The following is a 20,666-nucleotide window of genomic DNA, read 5'->3' on the forward strand; positions in this document are numbered from 1 at the left end:
CCCGGGGAGAGGGGGCGTTCGGCCGGTTTGGGCGTGGCCGCCGGGGGTTGGCCGTTGGTGCTGGTGGGGGCGGAGCCGTTGAGCGGGGAGGAGTTCTTCTTGAACTCCTCGAACGGGTTCTCGCCGTCCAGGAGGTGCTTGGTCACCGCCGTGCGCGGGTTGAAGTTCCGGACGCTGCGGAGCTCATCGAGCGGCTTCTTCAGCTCGTCGAACTCGGGGCCGATCTCGGAACGGATCTGCTCGCGGGCACCGGTCGCGTACTCCTTGACCTGGCGGACCGCCTTGCCCAGCCACGCCGCACCCTCGGGCAGCCGCTCCGGGCCGAGCACGAACAACCCGACCAGCGCGAGGATCAGGATCTCGGGCCAGCCGACGCTATCGAACACCTCTCGACTCCTCTGGGATCCTCGTGGCTCGCGAACCGACGCCGAGCTGCCGACATCGCCAGCGTACCGACCGGGTGACGCCGGTCGAAGGGGGGAACTGGCGCAACTTCGCGCCGTGTCCTCCCGGTGGCCCGCTGTTCATGCCGTTGTGATCGGTCATTTCAGCGTCACGTCGAGCACCAGCTCGCGGCCCTGCCGGACCACGGTCACGGGGACGCGTTCGCCGACCTGGTGCCGGTCCACCGCCACGATGAGTTCGTCGGCGCTACCGACCTTGCGGTCGCCGACCTTGATGATCACGTCGCCTTCGGCCATCCCGCCACCTGCGGCGGAACTGCCGTCCTGCACGTTCTGCACCTGAGCGCCGTCGGCCAGCCCGTCGCTGACGGACTTCACGTTGACCCCGAGGTCGGCGTGCCGGACGGTGCCGGTGCGGATGAGCTCCTGCGCGATGCGCCGGACGTCGTCGATCGGGATCGCGAACCCGAGTCCGATCGAGCCGCCCTCGCCGCCCGAACCGAGCGTGCGGATCGCGCTGTTGATGCCGACCACCGCGCCCGAGCCGTCGACCAGCGCGCCACCGGAGTTGCCGGGGTTGATGGCCGCGTCGGTCTGGATGGCGTCGATGACCGCGTTGGTGTCGGTGCCCTCCCCGGCCAGCCGGACCGGTCGGTGCACCGAGCTGACGATGCCGGTGGTGACGGTGCCCGCCAGGCCCAGCGGCGAGCCGATGGCGATGACGTCGTCGCCGACCCGCAGCGCGTCCGAGTCGCCGAGCTGGGCGACGGTCGGGTTGGAGACCTCGACCTTGAGCACCGCGAGGTCGGTCTTGACGTCCCGGCCCACGACCCTCGCCGGGGCCCGGGTGCCGTCGTGGAAGACCGTCGAGACCTGCGCGTTCGGGGTGTCGGCGGCCATCGAGACGACGTGGTTGTTGGTGACCACGTAGCCGCCGCCGTCGATGACCACGCCCGAACCGGAACCGCCCTGCCCGCCGATGCGGACCTCGATGGAGACCACCGCCGGAACCACGCGCTGCGCCACCTGGGACACCGCGCCGCGCGGCCGGTCGCCCGCGCCCTGATCGACCTCGGCGAGCGTGACGTCCGGGTTGATCAGCGGGTTGCCCTCCTCGGCGGTGATCCGGCCGAGGAAACCGCCCACGAGGCCGACGAGCAGCGCGACCACGCCGAGGATCGCCAGCGCGCGCGGGTGCACGCGGTGGCCGAAGAGCACTTCCCGGGCGCTGAGCAGCGGTCCCCGTTCGCGTTCGCCGTCGTCGTCGGGCTGCTCCTCGGACACCGCGGGCGGGCCGAGGATCGCGCCGGCCGCCGGGTCCCGCCACGGGTCCCGGTCGCCGGAGTTCCACAGCGCCGGGTCGGCTTCGTTCTCCGGGGTCATGGGCTTCTCGCCCGGCGCGCGCTGCAGGGGGTCGTCGCTCTGCGGCGGGCGGCCGAACGCCTGGACCAGCGCATCCGGCGGGGGAGGGGCCTGTTCGATCCCGCGCGCGGCCAGACCGTGCTCGTCGGGGTCGAAGCTGCCCGACACGCCCTGGGGTCGGGCGAAGGCGTTGCGCTGCGACGGGTCGACCTCGGGCCGATCCAGGGGGCGCGGCTGGAGCCGATCGGACGTGTGCCCGTTGCTGTCGTGGGACTGGGAGGGAGCGGCGGCGAATCGGTCCGCGGGCACGCCGCGGCCCGTCATGGCGCCGCCCTGCCACGGGTGCACCGGCTCTGCCCCCTGCTGACCTCGTGCAGGGCCGTCCCGGCGCGCGTCGGGACCCTGCGCGGGCGTTCCTGGCTGGTCGCTCATCGCTCCCCGGGCTGTCCGATCGGGCTCGTCACATCGAGTGGATCACACGGGCGCGCGGCCCGCCTCACCGGCATGGTGCCGACGAACCCATTTTGCCCGCAGCTCGGTGAAGTCCGCGTGGAGTGGGCGCGAAATCGCCAGCCCGCTACTCGGGGGGCGGCGCGGTGGAGGCGACAGCCGGTGGTGCCGGCGCGGGCGGCGCGGGCTGAACGGCTGCGACCTGCGGTTTCGGTGCGGCCGAGCTCGCCGGGACGCTCTCCGACGGAAGCGCGGTGCTGCCCCCGGCCGGGATGACGGCGTTGGTGAAGGCCCCACCGGGAAGCGGTACGGGAGCACCAGGCAGTGGGTGCCCGTCCTCGTCGGTGATGGGCAGGTTCATGAACGCCAGGGCACCGAGCACCAGCCCGGAGAACACGACACCGGCGCCTTGCTTGGTGCGCCGGGAGGCCCGCCGGTCGGCGGAGTCCTCCGGCCGGTCGTCGTAGGAGGTGACGCTGGTGCCCAGCGGCTGCTGCGAGCCGCCGAGCGGCGTGGACGACCCCAGCACCGGTCCGCTGCCGAAGCGCTTCAGGCGTTCGGGGCGGGACACGGTGACGAGCTGACCGTCCTCGGTCAGAGCGAGGTTCTCGGGCTGTGCGGGGAGTTCGGCGCTGGAGGGGATGGCCTGCAGCGCCTGCAGGAGCTCCGGCGAGACCGACGGGGTGTCGGCCGCGCGGACCGCCGCGCGGGCCTGCCGCTGAGCGGCGGCGTCCGCCGTGCACGCGGGGCATCCGGCCAGGTGGGCCACCGCGCGGTCGTGGGCGCTCGGGCTGAGCTCGCCGTCGACGAAAGCGACGAGAGCGTCCAGCGCGAGGTGCTGCTCGGGCAGCCCCCACCCCCGCAGAACCGTCATCCGTCAATCCTCCCGGCTTGTTCGCGACGCGCTTCGAGCGTGGCCTTCAGCATCTGGCGCCCGCGGTGGATCCTGCTGCGCACGGTACCCAGCTTCACGCCCAGGGTGGTACCGATCTCCTCGTAGGAGAGGCCCTCGACGTCGCAGAGCACGATGGCCGCGCGGAACTCCGGCGGCAGCTGGTCCAGCGCCGCCTGCAGGTCGGGATCGAGGTGGGTGTCGTGGAAGACCTGCTCCGGCGTCGGACCGCCACCGGGCAACCGGTCGGTGTCCTCCGGCAGGCCCTCCATGCGCAGGCGGGACCTGCGGCGGGCCATGTCCAGGAACAGGTTGGTCGTGATCCGGTGCAGCCAGCCCTCGAACGTGCCCGGCTTGTAGGACGCCAGGGAGCGGAACACCCGGATGAAGGTCTCCTGGGTGAGGTCCTCGGCGTCGTGCTGGTTTCCGGACAGGCGGTAGGCGAGCCGGTAGACCCGGTCCGCGTGCTGCCGAACCACTTCGTCCCAGCTGGGCGGGGTCCAGGCGGCTTCCTCCGCGCCGGGGGAGACGGTGCTCGGCGTAACGCTCTTCTCGTGGGACCGGTCGGTGCCGGGGGCCACGCTCATCGGCTGTGTTGCCATCGGGCGAAAAGCCACCTCCTGTGGGCTTGCATCTACCAGAACGACTGGGGCGGGAGCGTTGTTCCCGCGCCCCGTTCACCGGTGAGACGCCGATGGGTGTCGGTTTATGACGGCTACTGTCGTCCTCCCTGGTGAAACCGGCATGAAAGCGGCCTGAGAAGGGCCTGAGAGTCTGGGTGAGGCTGCTCTCACCCGCTCGGCCCTGCACCCTTGATCACCCAGCGTGACGGAATGTCGCGCATGGAAACGGCCGTCTAACGATGTCGTCCGGAAACATCATCTTCGGGCGGAACGCCGATAACCTTTCGCGTTGTGATACCCGAGAGGTCGGTGGCCCGCTACTCGATGAGCGGCTGCGAGGTGGGTGAGCGGACACGTGCCCGCCCGATCGGCGATGGTCCGCAGGGCCAGCCGGTCGGTGCGTCGTCGCTGCACGTGCTGCAGTTCCTCGCTGCCGCGCTGCGGGCCAAGGCCGTCGTCGAGATCGGCACGGGATCCGGTGAGAGCGCCCGCTGGCTGCTCCGCGGGATGGTGCCGGACGGCGTGCTGACCTCGATCGACGCCGACCCGGCCAACCACCGCACGGCTCGGGCCGCGCTGCGCGAGGAGGGCATCGCGCCCGCGCGCACGCGGCTGATCAACGGACGTGCGGTGGAGATGCTGCCGCGCTTCACCGAGGGCGGCTACGACCTGGTGTCGGTCGGCGTCGCCAGCACCGACTACCCCGATTACCTGGAGCTGGGCGCGCGGCTGCTGCGGCCCGGCGGGGTCATCGTGTTCGCCGGGGTCCAGCTCGGCGAGCACGACCACCGCAGCGCGCTGGCCGCGGCCATCCGCGCGCTGGTCAAGGCCGTGCAGGACGACGAGGGCCTGGTGCCGGTGACACTGCCGACCGGCCCAGGCCTCCTCGCCGTCGCGAAGCGCTGACGTCTCGCTGTTGCAGGCTCATCTTGCTCAGCGGTGCGAGTGGCGGAACCTCAGCGGTCCTCTGGCTCCGGGAGCCGCAACTGATGTATGTCCAATACACGGCGTTGCGGCTGTCCTCACCAGAGAACCGCTGAGGACCCGCGGCGGTGCGAGCTGAGTCCCACACCTGAGACAGCGGCTGCCGCCGCTGTCGACGAAGGCGAGAAAGCCTAGGCCGGGGACACCGACAGGAGCTTGCCCGCCAGGCCGCGGGCTCGGGTGCCGAGGCGCTTGGCGATGTCGCTGAGCGCCACGCCTGCCGGGGAGTCCGGTTCCTGCAGCACCAGCGGCTCGCCCGCGTCGCCGCACTCGCGCAGCCTCGGGTCCAGCGGGATCTGGCCCAGCAGCGGCACCTCGGTGCCCAGCGCGCGGCTCAGCGAGTCGGCCACGATCTGGCCGCCGCCGGAACCGAAGACCTCCATGCGCTGGCCGTCGGGCATCTCCATCCAGGACATGTTCTCCACGACGCCCGCCAGCCGCTGGCGGGTCTGCATGGCGATCGCACCGGCGCGCTCGGCGACCTCGGCGGCGGCCTGCTGCGGGGTGGTGACCACCAGGATCTCGGCGTTGGGGATCAGCTGGGCGGTGGACAGCGCGACGTCGCCGGTGCCCGGCGGCAGGTCGAGCAGCAGCACGTCCAGGTCGCCCCAGAAGACGTCGGAGAGGAACTGCTGCAGCGCGCGGTGCAGCATCGGTCCGCGCCAGACCACCGGGGTGTTGCCCGGGGTGAACATGCCGATCGAGATGACCTTCACGCCGTGCGACTGCGGCGGCATGATCATCTTCTCGACCTGGGTGGGCTTGCCGCCGGCTCCCAGCATGCGCGGCACCGAGTGGCCGTAGATGTCGGCGTCGACGACGCCGACCGACAGGCCGCGGGCGGCCATCGAGACGGCCAGGTTGACCGTGACGCTGGACTTGCCGACGCCGCCCTTGCCGGAGGCCACGCAGTACACGCGGGTCATCGAGCCCGGCTCGGCGAAGGGGATGCGCGGCTCCTCGGCGTCGCCGCGCAGGCTGCGTCGCAGCTCGGTGCGCTGCTCGTCGCTCATCACGTCGAGCTCGACCTGCACCGAGGACACGCCGTCGACGGCGGAGACGGCGTCGGTGACCCGCTGCGTGATCGTCTCGCGCATCGGGCAGCCCTGAACCGTCAGGTAGACCCCGACCTCCACCGCGCCGCCGTCGCCGATGGACACGCCCTTGACCATGCCCAGGTCGGTGATCGGCTTGCGGATCTCCGGGTCCTCGACCTTCGTGAGGGCCTGTCGGACGGCTTCCTCGGTCGGTGCGGACTGCGTACTGGTCACGGTTACCTCGACAAGCGTTGGTGAACGTGGTGGGGACGGGAGCGAATCCCGCCGAACCAGAAAAGGGTCTCACACCCCTATTCGGCAGTTCCCATGTTACGGACGAGTAGCCGCCGCGGGGCAAGACCATCGCCGCCGGTAGGGCCGTTACCCGATGTGCTTGACCGGGGGCGCTGAGGAGTCAAGGGGATGCGGACAGTAATATCCGTCACGTGGCCGAGACGGCTCTGGACCGATTACCGACTCGAAACGAATTGCTGGCGTACCGCAGTTTTCTGCGCGCACACGCCCGGGTCACGCGCTGCCTGGAAGGCGATCTGATCGCCGAGCAGAGGCTGACACTGGCCGCCTACGACGTGCTGGAAGCGCTGACCGAAGCGCCGGAGCAACGACTCCGGATGACCGAACTCGCCGATGTCGTGCTGCTCTCCCGCTCGGGGGTGACCCGACTGGTGGACCGGCTCGAAAAACTCGGACTGGTGCGTCGCGTGCGGGTCGACTCCGACGGGCGCGGCGTGCAGGCGGTGATCACCGAACGGGGTGAGGGACGGCTGCGGATGGCCGCGTCGACCCACCGCCACGGTGTCGCGCGCTACTTCCTCAACGCCGCCGACGGCGAGCTGGAGACCCTGGTGCGCGCCTGCGAACGCCTGGCGGACGGGGGTGTGCCCTCGCCTCCTGGTCAGCGTGCGCAAGCATGAGCGGGTGAACTCCCTGATCAAGGCGGTCGGCCTGGTGCTCTGCGTCGACCAGCGGTTGTTGCTGGTGCGCTCCCAGGACCAGGTGGCCTTCTACCTGCCCGGCGGCACGATCGAACCGGGCGAGACCGAGCAGCGCGCGCTGCAGCGCGAGGTCGCCGAGGAGCTCGGGGTCGTCCTGCGCGAACCCGAGCTCCTCGCCCGCTACCGCACCGACGCGGTCGGCCGCGGCGACGGCGTCCAGGTCGATCTCGCCTGCTACACGGGCGCCGTCGACGGCGAACCGGTCGCCTCGGCGGAGATCGCCGAGCTCGGCTGGTTCACCCGCGCCGAGTACGCCGAGCACCGCGTCACGGCTCCGGCGATCGTCGAGCTCTTCGCCGACCTCGACCCCGGGCTATGACGTGTGCCCCCGGCCGGTGCGGGCCCTGCGCTTCTCCTGCGGGCTCTCCAGGCCGGGGATCTCCTCGCGGAGGCGGTCGAGCTCGCTGCGGATGTAGTCGCGGGTGGCGACCTCTCCGAGGGCCAGCCGCAGCGCCGCGAGCTCGCGCGCGAGGTAGTCGGTGTCGGCCTTGGTCTGCGCCGTCCGAGCCCGGTCCTCCTCCAGCGAGACCCGGTCGCGGTCGTCCTGCCGGTTCTGAGCGAGCAGGATCAGCGGCGCCGCGTACGAGGCCTGCGTGGAGAAGCACAGGTTCAGCAGGATGAACGGGTAGGGGTCCCAGGCGTACCCGACCGCGAGCAGGTTCACCGCGATCCAGCCGATCACCAGCACCGTCATCCAGAACAGGAACTTGCCGGTCCCCAGGAACCGGGCGATGCGCTCGGAGAACCGCCCGAACATCTCCGGGTCGAACGAGACGTTCAACCGGCGTTCGGCGCGGGGCTGGTCCAGCCGGCGGTGGGTGAGCAGCTCGGGCATCAGCGGGCCTCCTGGGACGTCGGCTCCTCCGGTTCCCGGTCGGGCAGGCCGCTGTGCCGCCATCCTCCGGGGAGCAGGTGGTCGAGCAGGTCGTCGACGGTGACCGCCCCGATGAGGTGCTCCTCGTCGTCGAGAACCGGCCCGCACACCAGGTTGTAGGCGGCGAAGTAGCGGGTGAGCTCCGACAGCGGTGCCAGCGGCGGCAGGCTCGCGAGGTCGGTGTCCAGCGCGCCGGCGACCAGCGTGGACGGCGGTTCGCGCAGCAAGCGCTGCAGGTGCACGCATCCCAGGTAGCGGCCGGTCGGGGTGGCGCTGGGCGCGCGGCAGACGAAGACCATGCTGGCCACCGCGATCGGCAGTTCCGGGTTGCGGGCCATCGCCAGCGCCTCGGCGATCGTGGCGTCCGGGGTGACCACGAGCGGTTCCGGCGTCATCAGGCCGCCCGCCGTGTCGGCGGAGAACTTCAGCAGGCGCTTGACCGGCTCGGACTCCTCCGGGGCCATCATCTCCAGCAGCCGGACCTTGTCGATCTCGGGCAGTTCGGCGAGCAGGTCGGCGGCGTCGTCGGGATTCATCGCTTCGAGGACGCTGGTGGCGCGCTCGTCGTCGAGGTAGGCGAGCAGGTCCTTCTGGTCCTCCTCGGGGAGCTCCTCGACGATGTCGGCCAGCCGCTCGTCGTCGAGCGCTTCGGCGACCTCGTAGCGCCGCTTGCTCGGCAGCTCGTGCAAGGTGCTCGCGACGTCGACCGCGCGCATCGTGTCGAACATCGACAGCAGCTGCTGCACGCCCTGCGGGCTGCCGGTGACCTCGGCGAACTCCAAGCCCTCCACCTGGTCCCAGTCCAGCACCTTCGTCGGCCCGCGGCGGCCCAGCCTGCCGGTGCGCTCGCGGACCGCGAGCTTGGTCAGCTGCCAGTCGCGGGTGCGGGTCTGCTCCAGCGCGGAGTCGACCAGCACCGCCGAGGCCGACTCGATGCGCACCTGGGCGTCGAGCAGCTCGCCGAGCACCAGCATCTCGTTGGGGCGCTTGGTGAAGGCCCGCAGGTTCACCGAGCCGGTGGTGAGGGTGACCGCGGCGGCCTCGATGCGGGTGACCCGCAGCATCGGCACGAAGATCCGCCGCCGGGTCGGCAGTTCCACGACCAGGCCGAGGACGCGCGGCGGTTGCCGCCGGACGCTGAGCGCGGCGACCACGTCGCGGACCCGCCCGATGGGTTCGCCGTCCGGACCGAACACGGACAGTCCCGCCATCCGGGCGGCGAAGACCCTGGTAACGGCCACCATGTCGATCAGGCTAGGGACAACGCGCCCACCTCGCCGGACGGCGTGATAGACACCTGGCATGAGCATGGTGGAAGGTGCGCGGCGCAGCTGCCTGGCGGTGCCGGGGTCGAGCGCGAAGATGATCGACAAGGCGCGCGGGCTGGCGGTCGACCAGTTCTTCCTCGACCTGGAGGACGCGGTCGCCCCGCTGGCCAAGGCCGAGGCTAGGGACCGGATCGTCGGCGCGCTCAACGAGGGCGGCTGGGACGGCAAGATCCGGTCGGTGCGGGTCAACGCGCTGGACACCGAGTGGACCTACCGCGACGTGGTGACCGTCGTCGAAGGCGCCGGTGCCGAGCTGGACTCGATCATCCTGCCGAAGGTCTCCGCACCCGACCACGTGCGCTGGCTGGACCTGACGCTGTCGCAGATCGAGCGCGCGCTGGGCCTGGAACCCGGCCGCATCGGCATCGAGCCGCAGATCGAGGACGCGCGCGGGCTGGTCGAGATCGACGCCATCGCCACCGCGTCGCCCCGCGTGGCCGCGCTGATCTACGGACCGGCCGACTTCATGGCCTCGATCAACATGCGGTCGCTGGTCGTCGGGCACCAGCCGCCCGGTTATGACGTCGGCGACGCCTACCACTACGCGCTGTTCCGCATCCTCACCGCGGCGCGCGCGGCCGACGTGCAGGCCATCGACGGGCCGTACCTGCAGATCAAGGACGTCGACGGGTTGCGCGCGGTCGGCGGTCGTTCCGCCGCGCTCGGCTTCGACGGCAAGTGGGTGCTGCACCCGGCCCAGGTGGACGCGGTCAACGAGCTCTTCTCGCCGCGCCAGGAGGACTACGACCACGCCGAGAACATCCTCGACGCCTACGAGTGGCACACCTCCGCCGCGGGCGGCAAGCGCGGTGCGGCCATGCTCGGCGACGAGATGATCGACGAGGCCTCCCGCAAGATGGCGCTGGTCATCTCGGGCAAGGGACGCGCCGCCGGGATGTCGCGCACCGACCGCTGGACTCCTCCGGAAAGCTAGGAGTTCGGGGGTGCGGCCGCGGCTGCTGTTTCAGGTGTGGGACTCAGCTCGCACCGCCGCCACGAAACCGTGCATTGGCATACATCAGGAGTGGCGCCCGGAGTCCACGAAGCCGCTCAGGTTCCGCTCCCCGCACCCCTGAGCAAAGCAACCCCGCACCACCTCTGAACCCGGTACGTTCGTGATCGTGGATTCTGGGGACGAGCTGCGCTTGGCGCTCGCCATGCGCGGTGGTGCGAGCATGGCGGTGTGGATCGGCGGAGCCGTCGCCGAGATCAACGCGCTGCGCGAATCGTTGGACGGCACCGGGGAATCCGAGCACCCGTGGGCCGCGCTGGCGCGGTTGGCCGGGTACCGGTCGGTGAGCGTCGACGTGCTCGCCGGGGCCTCGGCTGGTGGCCTCAACGCGGCGCTGATGTCGGCGACGCTGGTCTACGGGATGCCGTTCGAGCGGATGCGGCGGACGTGGATCCAGCTGGCCGACCTGGAGGCGATGGCCCGCCCGGTGCCGAAGTTCTGGCAGGGCGGACCCGCCTCGCTGCTGGAAGGCGACGACTACTTCCGCGCCGAACTCGCCCGCGTCATCCGCGACAACGCCCCACCCGCCGAGCAGCAGCCGGGCCGCCGCGCCGACATGCTGCTCACCGCGACCCTGCTGGATCCGCTGGTGGAGCCGCACTACGACGCCCGCGTCGGGCCGATGCCGCTGGAGCGGCGGGCCGCGCGGCTGACCTTCCACCACGAAGGCCGGGCCGGCGACCCGCTCTCGGACTTCGGCGACCTCGACGACACCGCGCTGCGCCTCGCGCACGCCGCGCGCGCCACCTCGTCGTTCCCGTTCGCCTTCGAACCCGCGAAGGTGAGCTCCGGGCCGGGCGAACCACCGGCCGGTGAACCGAACATGCTGGGCCTGTTCTCCGAAACCAGCACGGGCACAACGCCGTTCCGGGTGATCGACGGCGGGGTGCTGGACAACATCCCGGTCACCGCCGCGATCGAGGCGATCGCCCAGGCCCCGGCCGATCGGCCCACCCGGCGCTTCCTGCTGTACCTCAACCCCGATCCGGTCGTCTCGCACGGGCAGCGACGCGGTTCGGGGCGTGCCGTGCCGGTGACGGTCGCGGCGCTGCGCGGCCGGTTCACCCAGGAATCCCTGCTGTCGGACCTCGACGAGCTCGCCGAGCACAACCGGACGGTCGACGGGAACGCGTTGCGCCGCAAGGCCTTGTTCGCCCCGGTGCGCGAACGTCCCGAGCGGTGGGCGGAGCACGTCGCCTCCGTGGCCGCCGATCACGCGGTGGTGCGCGCGGAACTCGACGCGCAAGCGGTGCACGCGCTGCTGACCGACCCCTCGGATTCGGAGGACGGCACGCTGCTGCCGCCGGTGATCGGTGAACCGCTCGCGGAGTGGTCGGCGCGCACCCGAGACCTGCTTCCCGACCGGCTCGCGGCGCTGGCCCGGCAGGCCGGTCCCGAGATCTTCGACGACGCGCACGGGCTGCGCGCCGCCGTGCAGGAGTGCCTGGGCTGGGCCTGGGACATCGAACGATCCGCGCAGGTCGGTGCGTGCAAGGCGCAGCTGTACCGGCTGCGGGCCTTCGCCGGGGTGCTGGCCGGCCACGCCGACCGCTACTGGATCAACGGCGCGCGGCTGGAACCGATCGTGGAGACCTCCGAGCTCGACGACTGGGTCCGCAGGGTGCAGGGCCGCCGGGAACGCCTGCAGCACCGGCTGCCCTCGCCGATCGAGCCGCTGCTGGGAGCGGTGCTGCGCGCGGTCTCCGACGGCGACGGGTTCCAGCAGGCGCTGGCCGAGTTCGCCGCCGAGCTCCAATCCATGGTGGAGTCCGCGGGCGCGGACGCGGCCCCGGACGCCGACGGGGTGGACGCGGTGGCGCGGGCCCGGGAGGTGCTGCACGGCATCGCCGACCGGCTGGCCGAAGCGGCTCCGGCCAGGCCGGATTCCGTCGCGGCCGAACAGGTCGGCTACGCGCTGCTGGAGACCACCGGACGTCGTCCCGAGGTGCTGCGGCAGCTCGTCGTGCTGACCGCGCCGCTGGACGTCGGCCGCGCGCCGACCACGTGCATCGATCTGCTCCGCGTGGTCAGCGACGAGCACACCCCGCTGCCGTTCACCGCGCTGCGCCGCGACGGCGCGCTGCGCATCGAGGACAAGATCCGCGGCCTCGACCTCGGCAACTTCGGCGCGTTCCTGTCGGCGAAGTGGCGCGCCAACGACTGGATGTGGGGCCGGATGGACGCCGCCGCCACGCTCGTCGGCATGCTCGCCGACCCGCAACGCCTGGTGCGGCACGGCGATCCCGAGCGGCTGAGCGAGTCGCTGCGGGCCGTCGTCAGCAGTCCGACCGAGGCCGAGCTCGGTGCGCTCGACGAGTCCCGGGCCGAGCGGTGGCGCGGGTTCCTCGCCGAGGTGTGGGCGCGTCACGCGGGCGAGGTCCGCGCCGAGCTCGACGCGATGTTCGCCGCGCCCGACGACCAGCACCCGCTGACCGAGACCCGCAGGCTGCTCACCGAGCGTCTGCAGTGGACGATCGCCGCGGTCGAGGTCCCGCACGTCGAGTCGGTGCCGACAGGAGCGGCCCCGCACGGCGGTGCCGAACCGCCGGTGCCGCAACCGGACGAGCTGTCCCGCTCGGTGGAGAGCTTCGACGTCGGCCGCCAGCGGGTCCGCGACCTGGGTGAGACGCGCCTGCTGTCGCTGGCCACCCGCTTCGGCCTGCTCGGCCACCGCGCGGCCCAGCCGTCCGGGGCCGGTGTCCTGCGGTTCCTGGGACGTGCGGCGATGGCGCTGGTCAAGCCGCTGCTGATGCTCGCCGCGTTCGCGGTCGCCGCGCCGAGGCGAGCCGCGCTGCTCGGGTTCCTCTCGGCCTTCGCCCTGACGATCACCGCAGGTGGTGCGATGTTCGGCCCCGCGACGCTCCTGCCGGGCGACTGCCCGCCGAGGGCGATGTGCGCGGTGCGGTCGTCGACCAGCGGACCGGCGTTGATCGACTTCTCCGGTGCCGACGTCGGCGACTGGGCTCCGCTGGCCGGGCTGCTGGTGCTGGTGTTCGCGATCTGGGCAGGCCGCTGCTTCACCAGATCGTTCGGCAGCGGACTCGCGCGGTGGGCCCCGGCGCTCGCGGTCTGCGCGCTCCTGCTCGTCGCGGCGCTCGGCGCGCACAGCACCGGCCTGCGCCTCGGTCCGCTCGGGGTGGTGCTGGCCGCGACCGCCCTGACCTGGTTCGCCGCGGTGGCCTACCGCGTGCCCGCCAGGACCGGCGCGACGGTCCTGACCCCGCTGGTCGCGCTGGGCGTGCTCGGGCTCGTCGCCGAGGACGGATCGGACGTCGGCACCTGGCTGAGCCTCACCGCGCCGGCCCTGGCCTACGTCCACGTCCTCTACGCGAGCACCGTCGACGTCCTCAACCCGCGTCCCAGGCCGGCCTCCGCGGGCCCGGCCGCACCCGCGGGCTCCCGCCGAGCACCCAGCGCCGACCTCGTACCGCGTGCTTGACGCAGGTCAGCGGCCCGCTCCCGGCCCGTCACCCCCCGAGGACGCCCATCCCCTCCTCACCTGAGCGGGGTGGGTATCGGGTGCGCATCAGTGCGGGGACGTTCATGATCTCGGGGGGATGCTGCGAGGTAGCCTGGTCGTAGGGGCGGTTCGTCCCGGGATTTGCAGTTCAACGGAGGTGTCAGCGGTGTCCAACCCCTTTACCGGCGCGAGCCGGCCGGCGCCGGGCACACCCAACCTGCCCACGCCACCCACCGGCTGGCCGATCGGTTCCTACGGCAAGTACGAGGAAGCGCAGCGGGCCGTCGACCACCTGGCCGACAGCGACTTCCCCGTCCAGGAAGTCACCATCGTCGGCGTCGACCTGATGCTGGTCGAGCGCGTGACCGGCAGGCTGACGTGGGGACGCGTGCTCGGCGGTGGGGCCGCCTCGGGCGCCTGGTTCGGCCTGTTCGTCGGCCTGATCATGGGCATGTTCACCCCGCAGGGCAGCTGGATCGCCCCGGTGCTGGCCGGTCTCGGCGCGGGCATCGTGTTCGGCCTGGTCTTCGCCGCCGTCGGCTACGCCTCCACGCGCGGCCGCCGGGACTTCTCCTCGGCCAGCCAGCTGGTCGCGGGACGCTACGACGTCCTCGCCCAGCCGAAGCACGCCGAACAGGGGCGGGATCTGCTCGCCAAGCTCGCCATGCGTCCTCCGGCTTCGTAGGTCTTTCGACGGTCTTGTTGGTTGGTGGTGTGGGGTCACTGGCAACCACTCAGTGGTCCTGTTGCCGGGCGGCGCGGGTTTACTGACAACTACTCAGTGGTTCCTTTGCTCGGCGGTGCGGGTAGCGGAACCTGAGCGGCTCTCTGGCTCCGGATCCGAGACTTGTGTATGGACCAATACACGGCGCTACGGTTGTCCTCCCAGAGAGCCGCTGGCGAACCCGCGGCGGTGCCGGTTGCTCAGGTGGGGTAGTGAGAACGCACCTCCGGTGCTTGCCTGACGGTGTTTCTGCACCCCTTTCGGCCCCTAGTTTTGGGGCGTCGGGATCGTCTTGGTTTCAACGAAACCCCTGCTCCGGCGGCCGAAACGGCTAAGTGATCCGGGGCTAATGGGGGAGCGGTTGCATCGGTCGTTCACCGGTTCTTCACGGGTTGGCAACAAGGCACGAGAGCGCTTGCCCTCCGTGATCACCGGGCCTTAGCTTTCCAGCCACCGGCTGACCGCCGGTGGTCGTGGTGCGACGGAGCGTTGGCGAGATCCCGGGAGCTCGGTCGCGCTCGCGACCAGGGCACCGGAAGGACTGATGGTGAAAGTTCGCCGCACTCGTACGGCGGCATTGCTGGGCGCGTCCCTGGTGTGCGCGTCGGCGCTGACCGCATGCGGCCAAGCCGCACGTGCCAACACGATCAACCTCTACAGCGCACCCGAGGAGAACCTGCAGCACAACGTCGACCGCTGCAACGCCGCAGCCGCGGGCAAGTACAACATCGTCTACCACAAGCTGCCCCGGGACGCCGACGGCCAGCGCGAGCAGATGGTGCGCCGCCTCGCCGCCGGGGACACCGGCATGGACCTGCTCTACCTCGACGTCACCTGGACCGGTGAGTTCGCCGAGGCCAACTGGGTCCGCGAGTGGACCGGTGCCGACAAGGCCGAGGTCGAGCGGGACACGCTGCCCGGGCCGCTGGAGACCGCGACCTGGCAGGGCAAGCTCTACGCGGCGCCGAAGAACACCAACGTGCAGCTGCTCTGGTACCGCAAGGACCTCGTCGCCGAACCGCCCCGGAGCTGGAACGAGATGATCTCGACCGCCCAGCGCCTCAAGCAGGAGGGCAAGCCGCACTGGATCACGCTCACCGGTGCGCAGTTCGAGGGCCTGTACGTGCACTACAACACGCTGCTGGAGTCGGCGGGCGGGCGCGTGATCGGCGAGGACGGGAAGACCGCCGTCGTCGACCAGGGCGCGGTGCGCGGGCTGGAAGCCCTGCGCGACCTCGGCAACGCGGGCGTCACCAGCCCCGGCATGAACAACTCCGAGGAGGACGACGCGCGGCAGGAGTTCGAGACCGGCCAGTCGGCCTTCGAGCTCAACTGGCCGTTCGTCTACGCCTCGATGCAGGAGGAGAAGCCCGAGCTGGCCGCCAAGGTCGGCTGGGCGCGCCTGCCCGGCCTGGACCCGAACGTGCCCAGCAAGTCCACCATCGGCGGCGCCAACTACGCGGTCAGCAGCTACTCCACCAAGCCGGAGCTGTCCTTCGAAGCCGCGAAGTGCCTGCGCGACAAGGAGAGCCAGAAGTTCTCCGCCATCAACGACGGCGTGCCGCCCACCATCGAATCGCCCTACAGCGACCCCGAGCTGCAGGCCGAGTACCCGATGCACGAGACGATCCTGCAAGCCCTCAAGGACCCGGGGATGCGACCGGTGACCCCGGCCGCGCAGAACGTCTCGACGGTGCTGTCCAACATGCTCAGCCCGATCGCCGAGATCGATCCGCAGGCCACCGCCGAGCGGATGCGCCGCGAGGTGCAGAACGCCTTGGAATCCAAGGGAGTGATGCCCTGATGGCGACCCAAGATGCGCTCAGCGACGGCAAGAAGGCCGAACGCCGGTTGGGGATGCTGCTGGCGGCCCCGGCCGCGCTGGTGATGATCGCCGTGACCGGCTGGCCGATCCTCTACGCGTTCTGGCTCTCCTTCCAGCGCTTCGACCTGAAGTACCCGGACCAGCGCGAGTTCATCTGGTTCGACAACTACATCACCGTGCTCAGCAACACCTACTGGTGGAGCGCGTTCTGGGTGACGATCCTGGTCACCGCCGTGTCGGTGCTGGTCGAGTTCGTGCTGGGCATGTCGCTGGCGCTGATCATGCACCGGGCGCTGGTCGGCAAGGGGCTGGTGCGCACGGTCAGCCTCATCCCGTACGGCATCGTCACGGTCGTCGCCGCGTTCAGCTGGCGCTACGCCTGGACGCCGGACACCGGCTACCTGGCCAACGCCATCGCCCCCAGCGGTGCTCCGCTGACCGAGTACGGAAGCGCGCTGGCGATCGTCATCGTCGCCGAGATCTGGAAGACCACGCCGTTCATGGCGCTGCTGCTGATGTCCGGGCTCGCGCTGGTGCCCGACGACCTGCTCAAGGCCGCGGCGATGGACGGAGCGGGCGCCTGGCAGCGGTTCGTCAAGGTCATGCTGCCGGTGATGAAGCCGGCGATCCTCGTCGCGCTGCTGTTCCGGACCCTCGACGCCTTCCGCGTCTTCGACCACATCGTGGTGCTCACCGGGGGAGCGCAGGACACCTCGTCGGTGTCGGTGCTCGCCTACAACAACCTCATCAAGGGACTCAACCTGGGCATCGGATCGACGATGTCGGTGCTGATCTTCATCGCGGTCGCGCTCATCGCGTGGATCTTCGTGAAGCTCTTCGGCACCGCGGCCCCGGGCAGCGAAGAGAAGGGGAGGGGCTGATGGCCGGCCTCGGCGGGACACCGACGCCCGCGCGCAAAGCCAAGTGGGCCGCGCTCAACGTCATCGTGGTGGCCTACGCGCTGCTGCCGGTGCTGTGGATCCTGTCGCTGTCGTTCAAGACCTCCGACACCCTCTCCGACGGGAACCTCATCCCGCGGGAGTGGACTCTGGAGAACTACGCGGCGATCTTCTCCACCGCCGAGTTCACCCGCGCGCTGCTGAACTCCATCGGCATCGCGCTGATCGCCACGGCGATCGCCGTCGTGCTGGGCACCATGGCCGCCTACGCCATCGCCCGGCTCGACTTCCCCGGCAAGCGAGCGCTGGTCGGGACGTCCCTGCTGATCGCGATGTTCCCGCAGGTCTCCCTGGTCTCGCCGCTGTTCGACATCGAACGGACGGTGGGCCTGTTCGACACCTGGCCGGGACTGATCCTGCCCTACATCACCTTCTCGTTGCCGCTGGCGATCTACACGCTGTCGGCGTTCTTCCGGGAGATCCCGTGGGAGCTGGAGAGGGCGGCCAAGATGGACGGCGCCACACCCGCGCAGGCGTTCCGCCGGGTGATCGCACCGCTGGCCGCACCGGGCGTGTTCACCACCGCGATCCTGGTGTTCATCTTCTGCTGGAACGACTTCCTGTTCGCCATCTCGCTGACGTCGACGGCGAACTCGCGAACGGTTCCGGTGGCGCTGCAGTTCTTCACCGGCGACTCGCAGTTCGAGGACCCGACCGGGACGATCTCCGCCGCCGCCGTGGTGATCACCATTCCGATCATCCTGTTCGTGCTGTTCTTCCAGCGACGCATCGTGTCCGGACTGACCTCCGGCGCAGTGAAGGGGTAAGCAAGTGGCCGACATCGTGCTGGACAAGGTGACCAAGCGCTACCCGGACGGGGCGCTGGCGGTCAACGAGGTCAACCTGGAGATCACCGACGGCGAGTTCGTGATCCTGGTCGGTCCGTCGGGCTGCGGGAAGTCGACCACGCTCAACATGATCGCGGGGCTGGAGGACATCAGCGGCGGCGAGCTGCGCATCGGCGGGCAGCGGATGAACGAGCGCGCGCCCAAGGACCGCGACATCGCGATGGTGTTCCAGTCCTACGCGCTCTACCCGCACATGACCGTGTTCGAGAACATGGCCTTCCCGCTGCGACTGGCCAAGGTGGACAACGCGACGGTGAAGGACAAGGTCGCCGAGGCCGCGAAGATCCTCGACCTGAGCAACCACCTGGACCGCAGGCCGGCCAACCTCTCGGGTGGCCAGCGGCAGCGGGTCGCGATGGGCCGGGCGATCGTGCGCAGCCCCAAGGCGTTCCTGATGGACGAGCCGCTGTCCAACTTGGACGCCAAGCTGCGGGTGCAGATGCGCACCTCGGTGTCGAAGCTGCAGAAGCAGCTGGGCACCACCACCGTCTACGTCACCCACGACCAGACCGAGGCGATGACCCTCGGCGACCGCGTCGTGGTGCTGCGGGGTGGCGTGGTGCAGCAGGTGGGACCGCCGCAGCACCTCTACGAGAACCCGGCGAACCTGTTCGTGGCCGGCTTCATCGGCTCACCGGCGATGAACTTCGTGCCGGTGGAGCTCGCGGAGGGCGAGCTGCGCAGCGCCCTCGGCGACGTGCCGCTGCCGGAGCGGCTCCGCAAGGCCGCGGAGGCCGCCGACGCACCTCGGGACCTGGTGCTGGGCATCCGCCCGGAGCACTTCGAGGACGCCTCCCTGATCGACGACGCGGTCAAGACCAGGGGAGCGACGTTCACCGGTGAGGTGGACGTGGTCGAGGAGATGGGCTCGGACAAGTACGTCTACTTCACGCTGCAGGGCGCCAAGGCCAGCAGCGCGGAGCTCGACGAACTGGCCGCCGACAGCGGCAGCTCCGAGGTGCCCACCGACGACGGCCAGGTCGTCACCCGCCTGTCGGTGGAGTCGCGGGCCCGGGAGAACGAGCAGCTCTCGGTCTGGTTCGACACCGACAAGATCCACCTGTTCAACCCGAAGACGGGCGAGACGATCAGGTAGCGCATGAGAGGGGGACGGTTCTCCGGCCGCGAGGCCTGGAGCGACCGTCCCCTCCGCGCGGTGGTTCAGAGCTGGTTCGCGATGAGCACGAACTCCATGGCGATCCAGCCCGCGATCAGCGCGACGAGAAAGGTGAGCTTGCTGGAGAGCAGGCGAGTCATAGCGGTGCCTCCCTACGTGAGAACGAGATTCTGGTTGCTGCAGATCCGTTTTCACGATGTGGCCCGCGGTCTACCCGGGCAGGGGCCGTCAGCGCGCGCAGGCGCTCGGCGCGGGGACCACGTCCCACATCGCGCCGGGTTTTCGCTGCACCCAAGCGGAGTGCCGGAACAACTTCTCGGCGATCTCCCGGCGAGACACGGGACTTCGTCTCGCGGTGAGGAGTCGCAGCTGGGTGGGCGCGGTGGTGTGCGCTTGCATGTCGGACCTCCTCACTTCCACGTACGACATCGGTTCGAGCGCCGGAATCGTTACAGCCACTTGTTCTTCCGGAAGATCTTGAACAACACCATGCAGGCGACGAGCATCACGACCATCACCATCGGATAGCCGAACTTCCAACCGGTTTCGGGCATGAAGTCGAAGTTCATGCCGTAGATACCGGCGATCATCGTCGGCGTGGAGATGATCGCGACCCAGGCCGAGATCTTGCGCATGTCGGTGTTCTGCTGGAGCGTGATCTTGGCGAGCGTGGCGTCCACCAGCGTGGTCAGCAGCTCGTCGAAGGCGCCGACCATCTCCGACACGCGCGCCAGGTGGTCCTCGACGTTGCGGAAGTAGGAGCGCACGTCCTCGGCGATCATCGGCGTGTAGCCCTCGGCCAGCCGCTGCATCGGCTTCGACAGCGGCTGCACCGCCCGCCGCAGCTCCATGACCTCGCGCTTCATCAGGTAGATCTGCTCGGCGTCGATCTTGGTCCGGGGTTCGAAGACCTCGGCCTCGATCTCGTCGATGTCGTCCTGGATCGCCTCGGTGACGTCCAGGTAGTTGTCCACCACCGTGTCGGCCACCCCGTGCAGCACCGCTGACGGTCCCAGCGCCAGCTGCTCGGGGTCGTCCTCCAGCCTGCAGCGCAGGTCACCCAGCTCGGCGTGCTTGCCGTGCCGGACGGTGATCACGAAGTCCCGGCCGAGGAAGACCATCAGCTCACCGGTGTCGACGATCTCGCTGGTCGCGGTGCGGGTCTCGGTGTCGGCGTAGCGCACCGTCTTGAGCACCATGAACAGCGTGTTGTCGTAGCGCTCCAGCTTGGGCCGCTGGTGCGCGTGCACCGCGTCCTCGACCGCGAGCTCGTGCAGCCCGAAGGTCTCCGCGATGCCGTTGATCTGCTCCTCGGTCGGCTCGTGCAGCCCGATCCAGACGAACCCGGTGCCGCGCCGGCGGACCTCTTCGATCGCGTCGGCGTGGTTCCAGGTCCCGTCCAACCGGTGGCCGTCGACGTAGACGGCGCAGTCCACCACGTAGGCGGACACCGGCGCGGGCTTGCGAGCGACGGGCTGGGCGGCGCGACCGTTGCGGTTGCGCAGGCCGAGCGAAGGCAGGTTCGGCACGGCGGCCTCCAGGGGGTTCCGGGGCCCGGGAACGTGCGTGGCGCGAGACCGGTGGTCCGGTCAGCGTTCGACCGGATCGTCGTCCGGACGCTGCACCGCGGCGGTGTTCCCTCGGGCGGAGATCACTCTCGCTTGCGGGGTATCGCATCCCGGCCGGGCCCCGACGGGCCGGAGGAAACCAACTCGCTCAGATCAGCGACGGGCCTTCTCGGCGGGGATGCG

General features: G+C 70.4%; 19 protein-coding genes. 10 read left to right on the forward strand and 9 right to left on the reverse strand.

Annotation, left to right across the window (positions count from 1 at the left end; genetic code table 11):
- From tatB to sigE, 4 genes are all read right to left on the reverse strand, one after another.
- Positions 1-386, reverse strand: a 386-nt coding sequence (gene tatB / locus E1202_RS25090; protein WP_132685599.1) for a Sec-independent protein translocase protein TatB, incomplete at its 3' end; no start/stop codon positions are given.
- Positions 387-542: 156 nt separating this feature from the next.
- Positions 543-2,198, reverse strand: a complete 1,656-nt coding sequence (locus E1202_RS25095) for a S1C family serine protease (RefSeq protein ID WP_235878986.1) — start codon at positions 2,196-2,198, stop codon at positions 543-545.
- A gap of 145 nt (positions 2,199-2,343) precedes the next feature.
- Positions 2,344-3,090 carry a zf-HC2 domain-containing protein gene (locus tag E1202_RS25100; RefSeq protein WP_207918907.1) on the reverse strand — a complete coding sequence of 249 codons (747 nt, stop codon included), beginning with the start codon at positions 3,088-3,090 and terminating at the stop codon, positions 2,344-2,346.
- Positions 3,087-3,710, reverse strand: coding sequence for an RNA polymerase sigma factor SigE (gene sigE, locus E1202_RS25105; protein WP_235878987.1), 624 nt, complete (start codon positions 3,708-3,710; stop codon positions 3,087-3,089). The genes E1202_RS25100 and sigE overlap by 4 nt, the downstream gene beginning before the upstream one ends.
- 312 nt (positions 3,711-4,022) lie before the next feature.
- Between sigE and E1202_RS25110 the strand changes: the two genes are divergently transcribed.
- Positions 4,023-4,637 carry an O-methyltransferase gene (locus tag E1202_RS25110; RefSeq protein ID WP_235878988.1) on the forward strand — a complete coding sequence of 205 codons (615 nt, stop codon included), beginning with the start codon at positions 4,023-4,025 and terminating at the stop codon, positions 4,635-4,637.
- 209 nt (positions 4,638-4,846) lie between these two features.
- Here E1202_RS25110 and E1202_RS25115 read toward each other — a convergent pair whose 3' ends face one another.
- On the reverse strand, positions 4,847-5,986 hold the full coding sequence (locus E1202_RS25115; RefSeq protein ID WP_132685600.1) for an Mrp/NBP35 family ATP-binding protein: 1,140 nt from the start codon (positions 5,984-5,986) through the stop codon (positions 4,847-4,849).
- 212 nt (positions 5,987-6,198) lie between these two features.
- Between E1202_RS25115 and E1202_RS25120 the strand changes: the two genes are divergently transcribed.
- Both E1202_RS25120 and E1202_RS25125 read left to right on the forward strand, forming a co-directional pair.
- Positions 6,199-6,687, forward strand: coding sequence for a MarR family winged helix-turn-helix transcriptional regulator (locus E1202_RS25120; RefSeq protein WP_165943974.1), 489 nt, complete (start codon positions 6,199-6,201; stop codon positions 6,685-6,687).
- Complete coding sequence (locus tag E1202_RS25125; RefSeq protein WP_235878989.1) at positions 6,674-7,087, forward strand: NUDIX hydrolase; 414 nt, start codon at positions 6,674-6,676, stop codon at positions 7,085-7,087. Before E1202_RS25120 ends, E1202_RS25125 begins: the two co-directional genes overlap by 14 nt.
- Here the strand turns inward: E1202_RS25125 and E1202_RS25130 are convergent.
- Together E1202_RS25130 and E1202_RS25135 are read right to left on the reverse strand one after the other, a co-directional pair.
- A complete protein-coding gene (locus E1202_RS25130; protein ID WP_132685601.1) occupies positions 7,082-7,603 on the reverse strand; it encodes a DUF1003 domain-containing protein in 522 nt (173 codons plus the stop codon). The two genes, E1202_RS25125 and E1202_RS25130, sit on opposite strands and share 6 nt — an antisense overlap.
- Positions 7,603-8,886, reverse strand: a complete 1,284-nt coding sequence (locus E1202_RS25135) for a magnesium transporter MgtE N-terminal domain-containing protein (protein WP_132685602.1) — start codon at positions 8,884-8,886, stop codon at positions 7,603-7,605. Before E1202_RS25135 ends, E1202_RS25130 begins: the two co-directional genes overlap by 1 nt.
- Positions 8,887-8,944: 58 nt before the next feature.
- Between E1202_RS25135 and E1202_RS25140 the strand changes: the two genes are divergently transcribed.
- The 7 genes from E1202_RS25140 to E1202_RS25170 all read left to right on the forward strand — a co-directional run bounded on the left by E1202_RS25140 (position 8,945) and on the right by E1202_RS25170 (position 18,894).
- Entirely contained in the window at positions 8,945-9,904 is a 960-nt protein-coding gene (locus E1202_RS25140) for an HpcH/HpaI aldolase/citrate lyase family protein (RefSeq protein WP_132685603.1), read from the forward strand.
- 187 nt (positions 9,905-10,091) lie between these two features.
- On the forward strand, positions 10,092-13,421 hold the full coding sequence (locus E1202_RS25145) for a patatin-like protein (protein WP_235878990.1): 3,330 nt from the start codon (positions 10,092-10,094) through the stop codon (positions 13,419-13,421).
- A 187-nt stretch (positions 13,422-13,608) separates the two neighbouring features.
- A complete protein-coding gene (locus E1202_RS25150; protein ID WP_132685604.1) occupies positions 13,609-14,127 on the forward strand; it encodes a general stress protein in 519 nt (172 codons plus the stop codon).
- Between the two features lie 583 nt (positions 14,128-14,710).
- Positions 14,711-15,970: an ABC transporter substrate-binding protein gene (locus E1202_RS25155; RefSeq protein WP_165943975.1), complete on the forward strand. Its 1,260-nt coding sequence runs from the start codon at positions 14,711-14,713 to the stop codon at positions 15,968-15,970.
- Positions 15,970-16,872 carry a carbohydrate ABC transporter permease gene (locus tag E1202_RS25160; protein ID WP_132685605.1) on the forward strand — a complete coding sequence of 301 codons (903 nt, stop codon included), beginning with the start codon at positions 15,970-15,972 and terminating at the stop codon, positions 16,870-16,872. The genes E1202_RS25155 and E1202_RS25160 overlap by 1 nt, the downstream gene beginning before the upstream one ends.
- On the forward strand, positions 16,872-17,717 hold the full coding sequence (locus E1202_RS25165) for a carbohydrate ABC transporter permease (RefSeq protein WP_132685606.1): 846 nt from the start codon (positions 16,872-16,874) through the stop codon (positions 17,715-17,717). Before E1202_RS25160 ends, E1202_RS25165 begins: the two co-directional genes overlap by 1 nt.
- A gap of 4 nt (positions 17,718-17,721) precedes the next feature.
- Positions 17,722-18,894 (forward strand): ABC transporter ATP-binding protein, encoded by a 1,173-nt coding sequence (locus tag E1202_RS25170; RefSeq protein WP_132685607.1) that lies wholly within the window; start codon positions 17,722-17,724, stop codon positions 18,892-18,894.
- A gap of 249 nt (positions 18,895-19,143) precedes the next feature.
- Here the strand turns inward: E1202_RS25170 and E1202_RS31565 are convergent, their stop codons facing one another.
- The gene (locus tag E1202_RS31565; protein ID WP_165943976.1) at positions 19,144-19,314 is read right to left on the reverse strand and encodes a hypothetical protein; all 171 of its coding nucleotides are present in this window, start codon (positions 19,312-19,314) and stop codon (positions 19,144-19,146) included.
- A 50-nt stretch (positions 19,315-19,364) separates the two neighbouring features.
- Positions 19,365-20,444, reverse strand: a complete 1,080-nt coding sequence (gene corA / locus E1202_RS25175) for a magnesium/cobalt transporter CorA (RefSeq protein WP_132685608.1) — start codon at positions 20,442-20,444, stop codon at positions 19,365-19,367.
- Between the last annotated feature and the right edge of the window lie 222 nt (positions 20,445-20,666).

It is taken from the genome of Saccharopolyspora karakumensis, assembly GCF_004349225.1.
GTDB lineage: Bacteria > Actinomycetota > Actinomycetes > Mycobacteriales > Pseudonocardiaceae > Saccharopolyspora > Saccharopolyspora endophytica.

Bases quoted from the DNA above. Each gene is read 5' to 3' on its own strand.
- E1202_RS25160 (WP_132685605.1), top strand. From the start codon at position 15,970: ATGGCGACCCAAGATGCGCTCAGCGACGGCAAGAAGGCCGAACGCCGG.
- E1202_RS25095 (WP_235878986.1), bottom strand. From the start codon at position 2,198: ATGAGCGACCAGCCAGGAACGCCCGCGCAGGGTCCCGACGCGCGCCGG.
- E1202_RS25135 (WP_132685602.1), bottom strand. From the start codon at position 8,886: ATGGTGGCCGTTACCAGGGTCTTCGCCGCCCGGATGGCGGGACTGTCC.
- E1202_RS25130 (WP_132685601.1), bottom strand. From the start codon at position 7,603: ATGCCCGAGCTGCTCACCCACCGCCGGCTGGACCAGCCCCGCGCCGAA.
- E1202_RS31565 (WP_165943976.1), bottom strand. From the start codon at position 19,314: ATGCAAGCGCACACCACCGCGCCCACCCAGCTGCGACTCCTCACCGCG.
- E1202_RS25165 (WP_132685606.1), top strand. From the start codon at position 16,872: ATGGCCGGCCTCGGCGGGACACCGACGCCCGCGCGCAAAGCCAAGTGG.
- E1202_RS25100 (WP_207918907.1), bottom strand. From the start codon at position 3,090: ATGACGGTTCTGCGGGGGTGGGGGCTGCCCGAGCAGCACCTCGCGCTG.
- sigE (WP_235878987.1), bottom strand. From the start codon at position 3,710: ATGGCAACACAGCCGATGAGCGTGGCCCCCGGCACCGACCGGTCCCAC.
- E1202_RS25155 (WP_165943975.1), top strand. From the start codon at position 14,711: ATGGTGAAAGTTCGCCGCACTCGTACGGCGGCATTGCTGGGCGCGTCC.
- E1202_RS25140 (WP_132685603.1), top strand. From the start codon at position 8,945: ATGAGCATGGTGGAAGGTGCGCGGCGCAGCTGCCTGGCGGTGCCGGGG.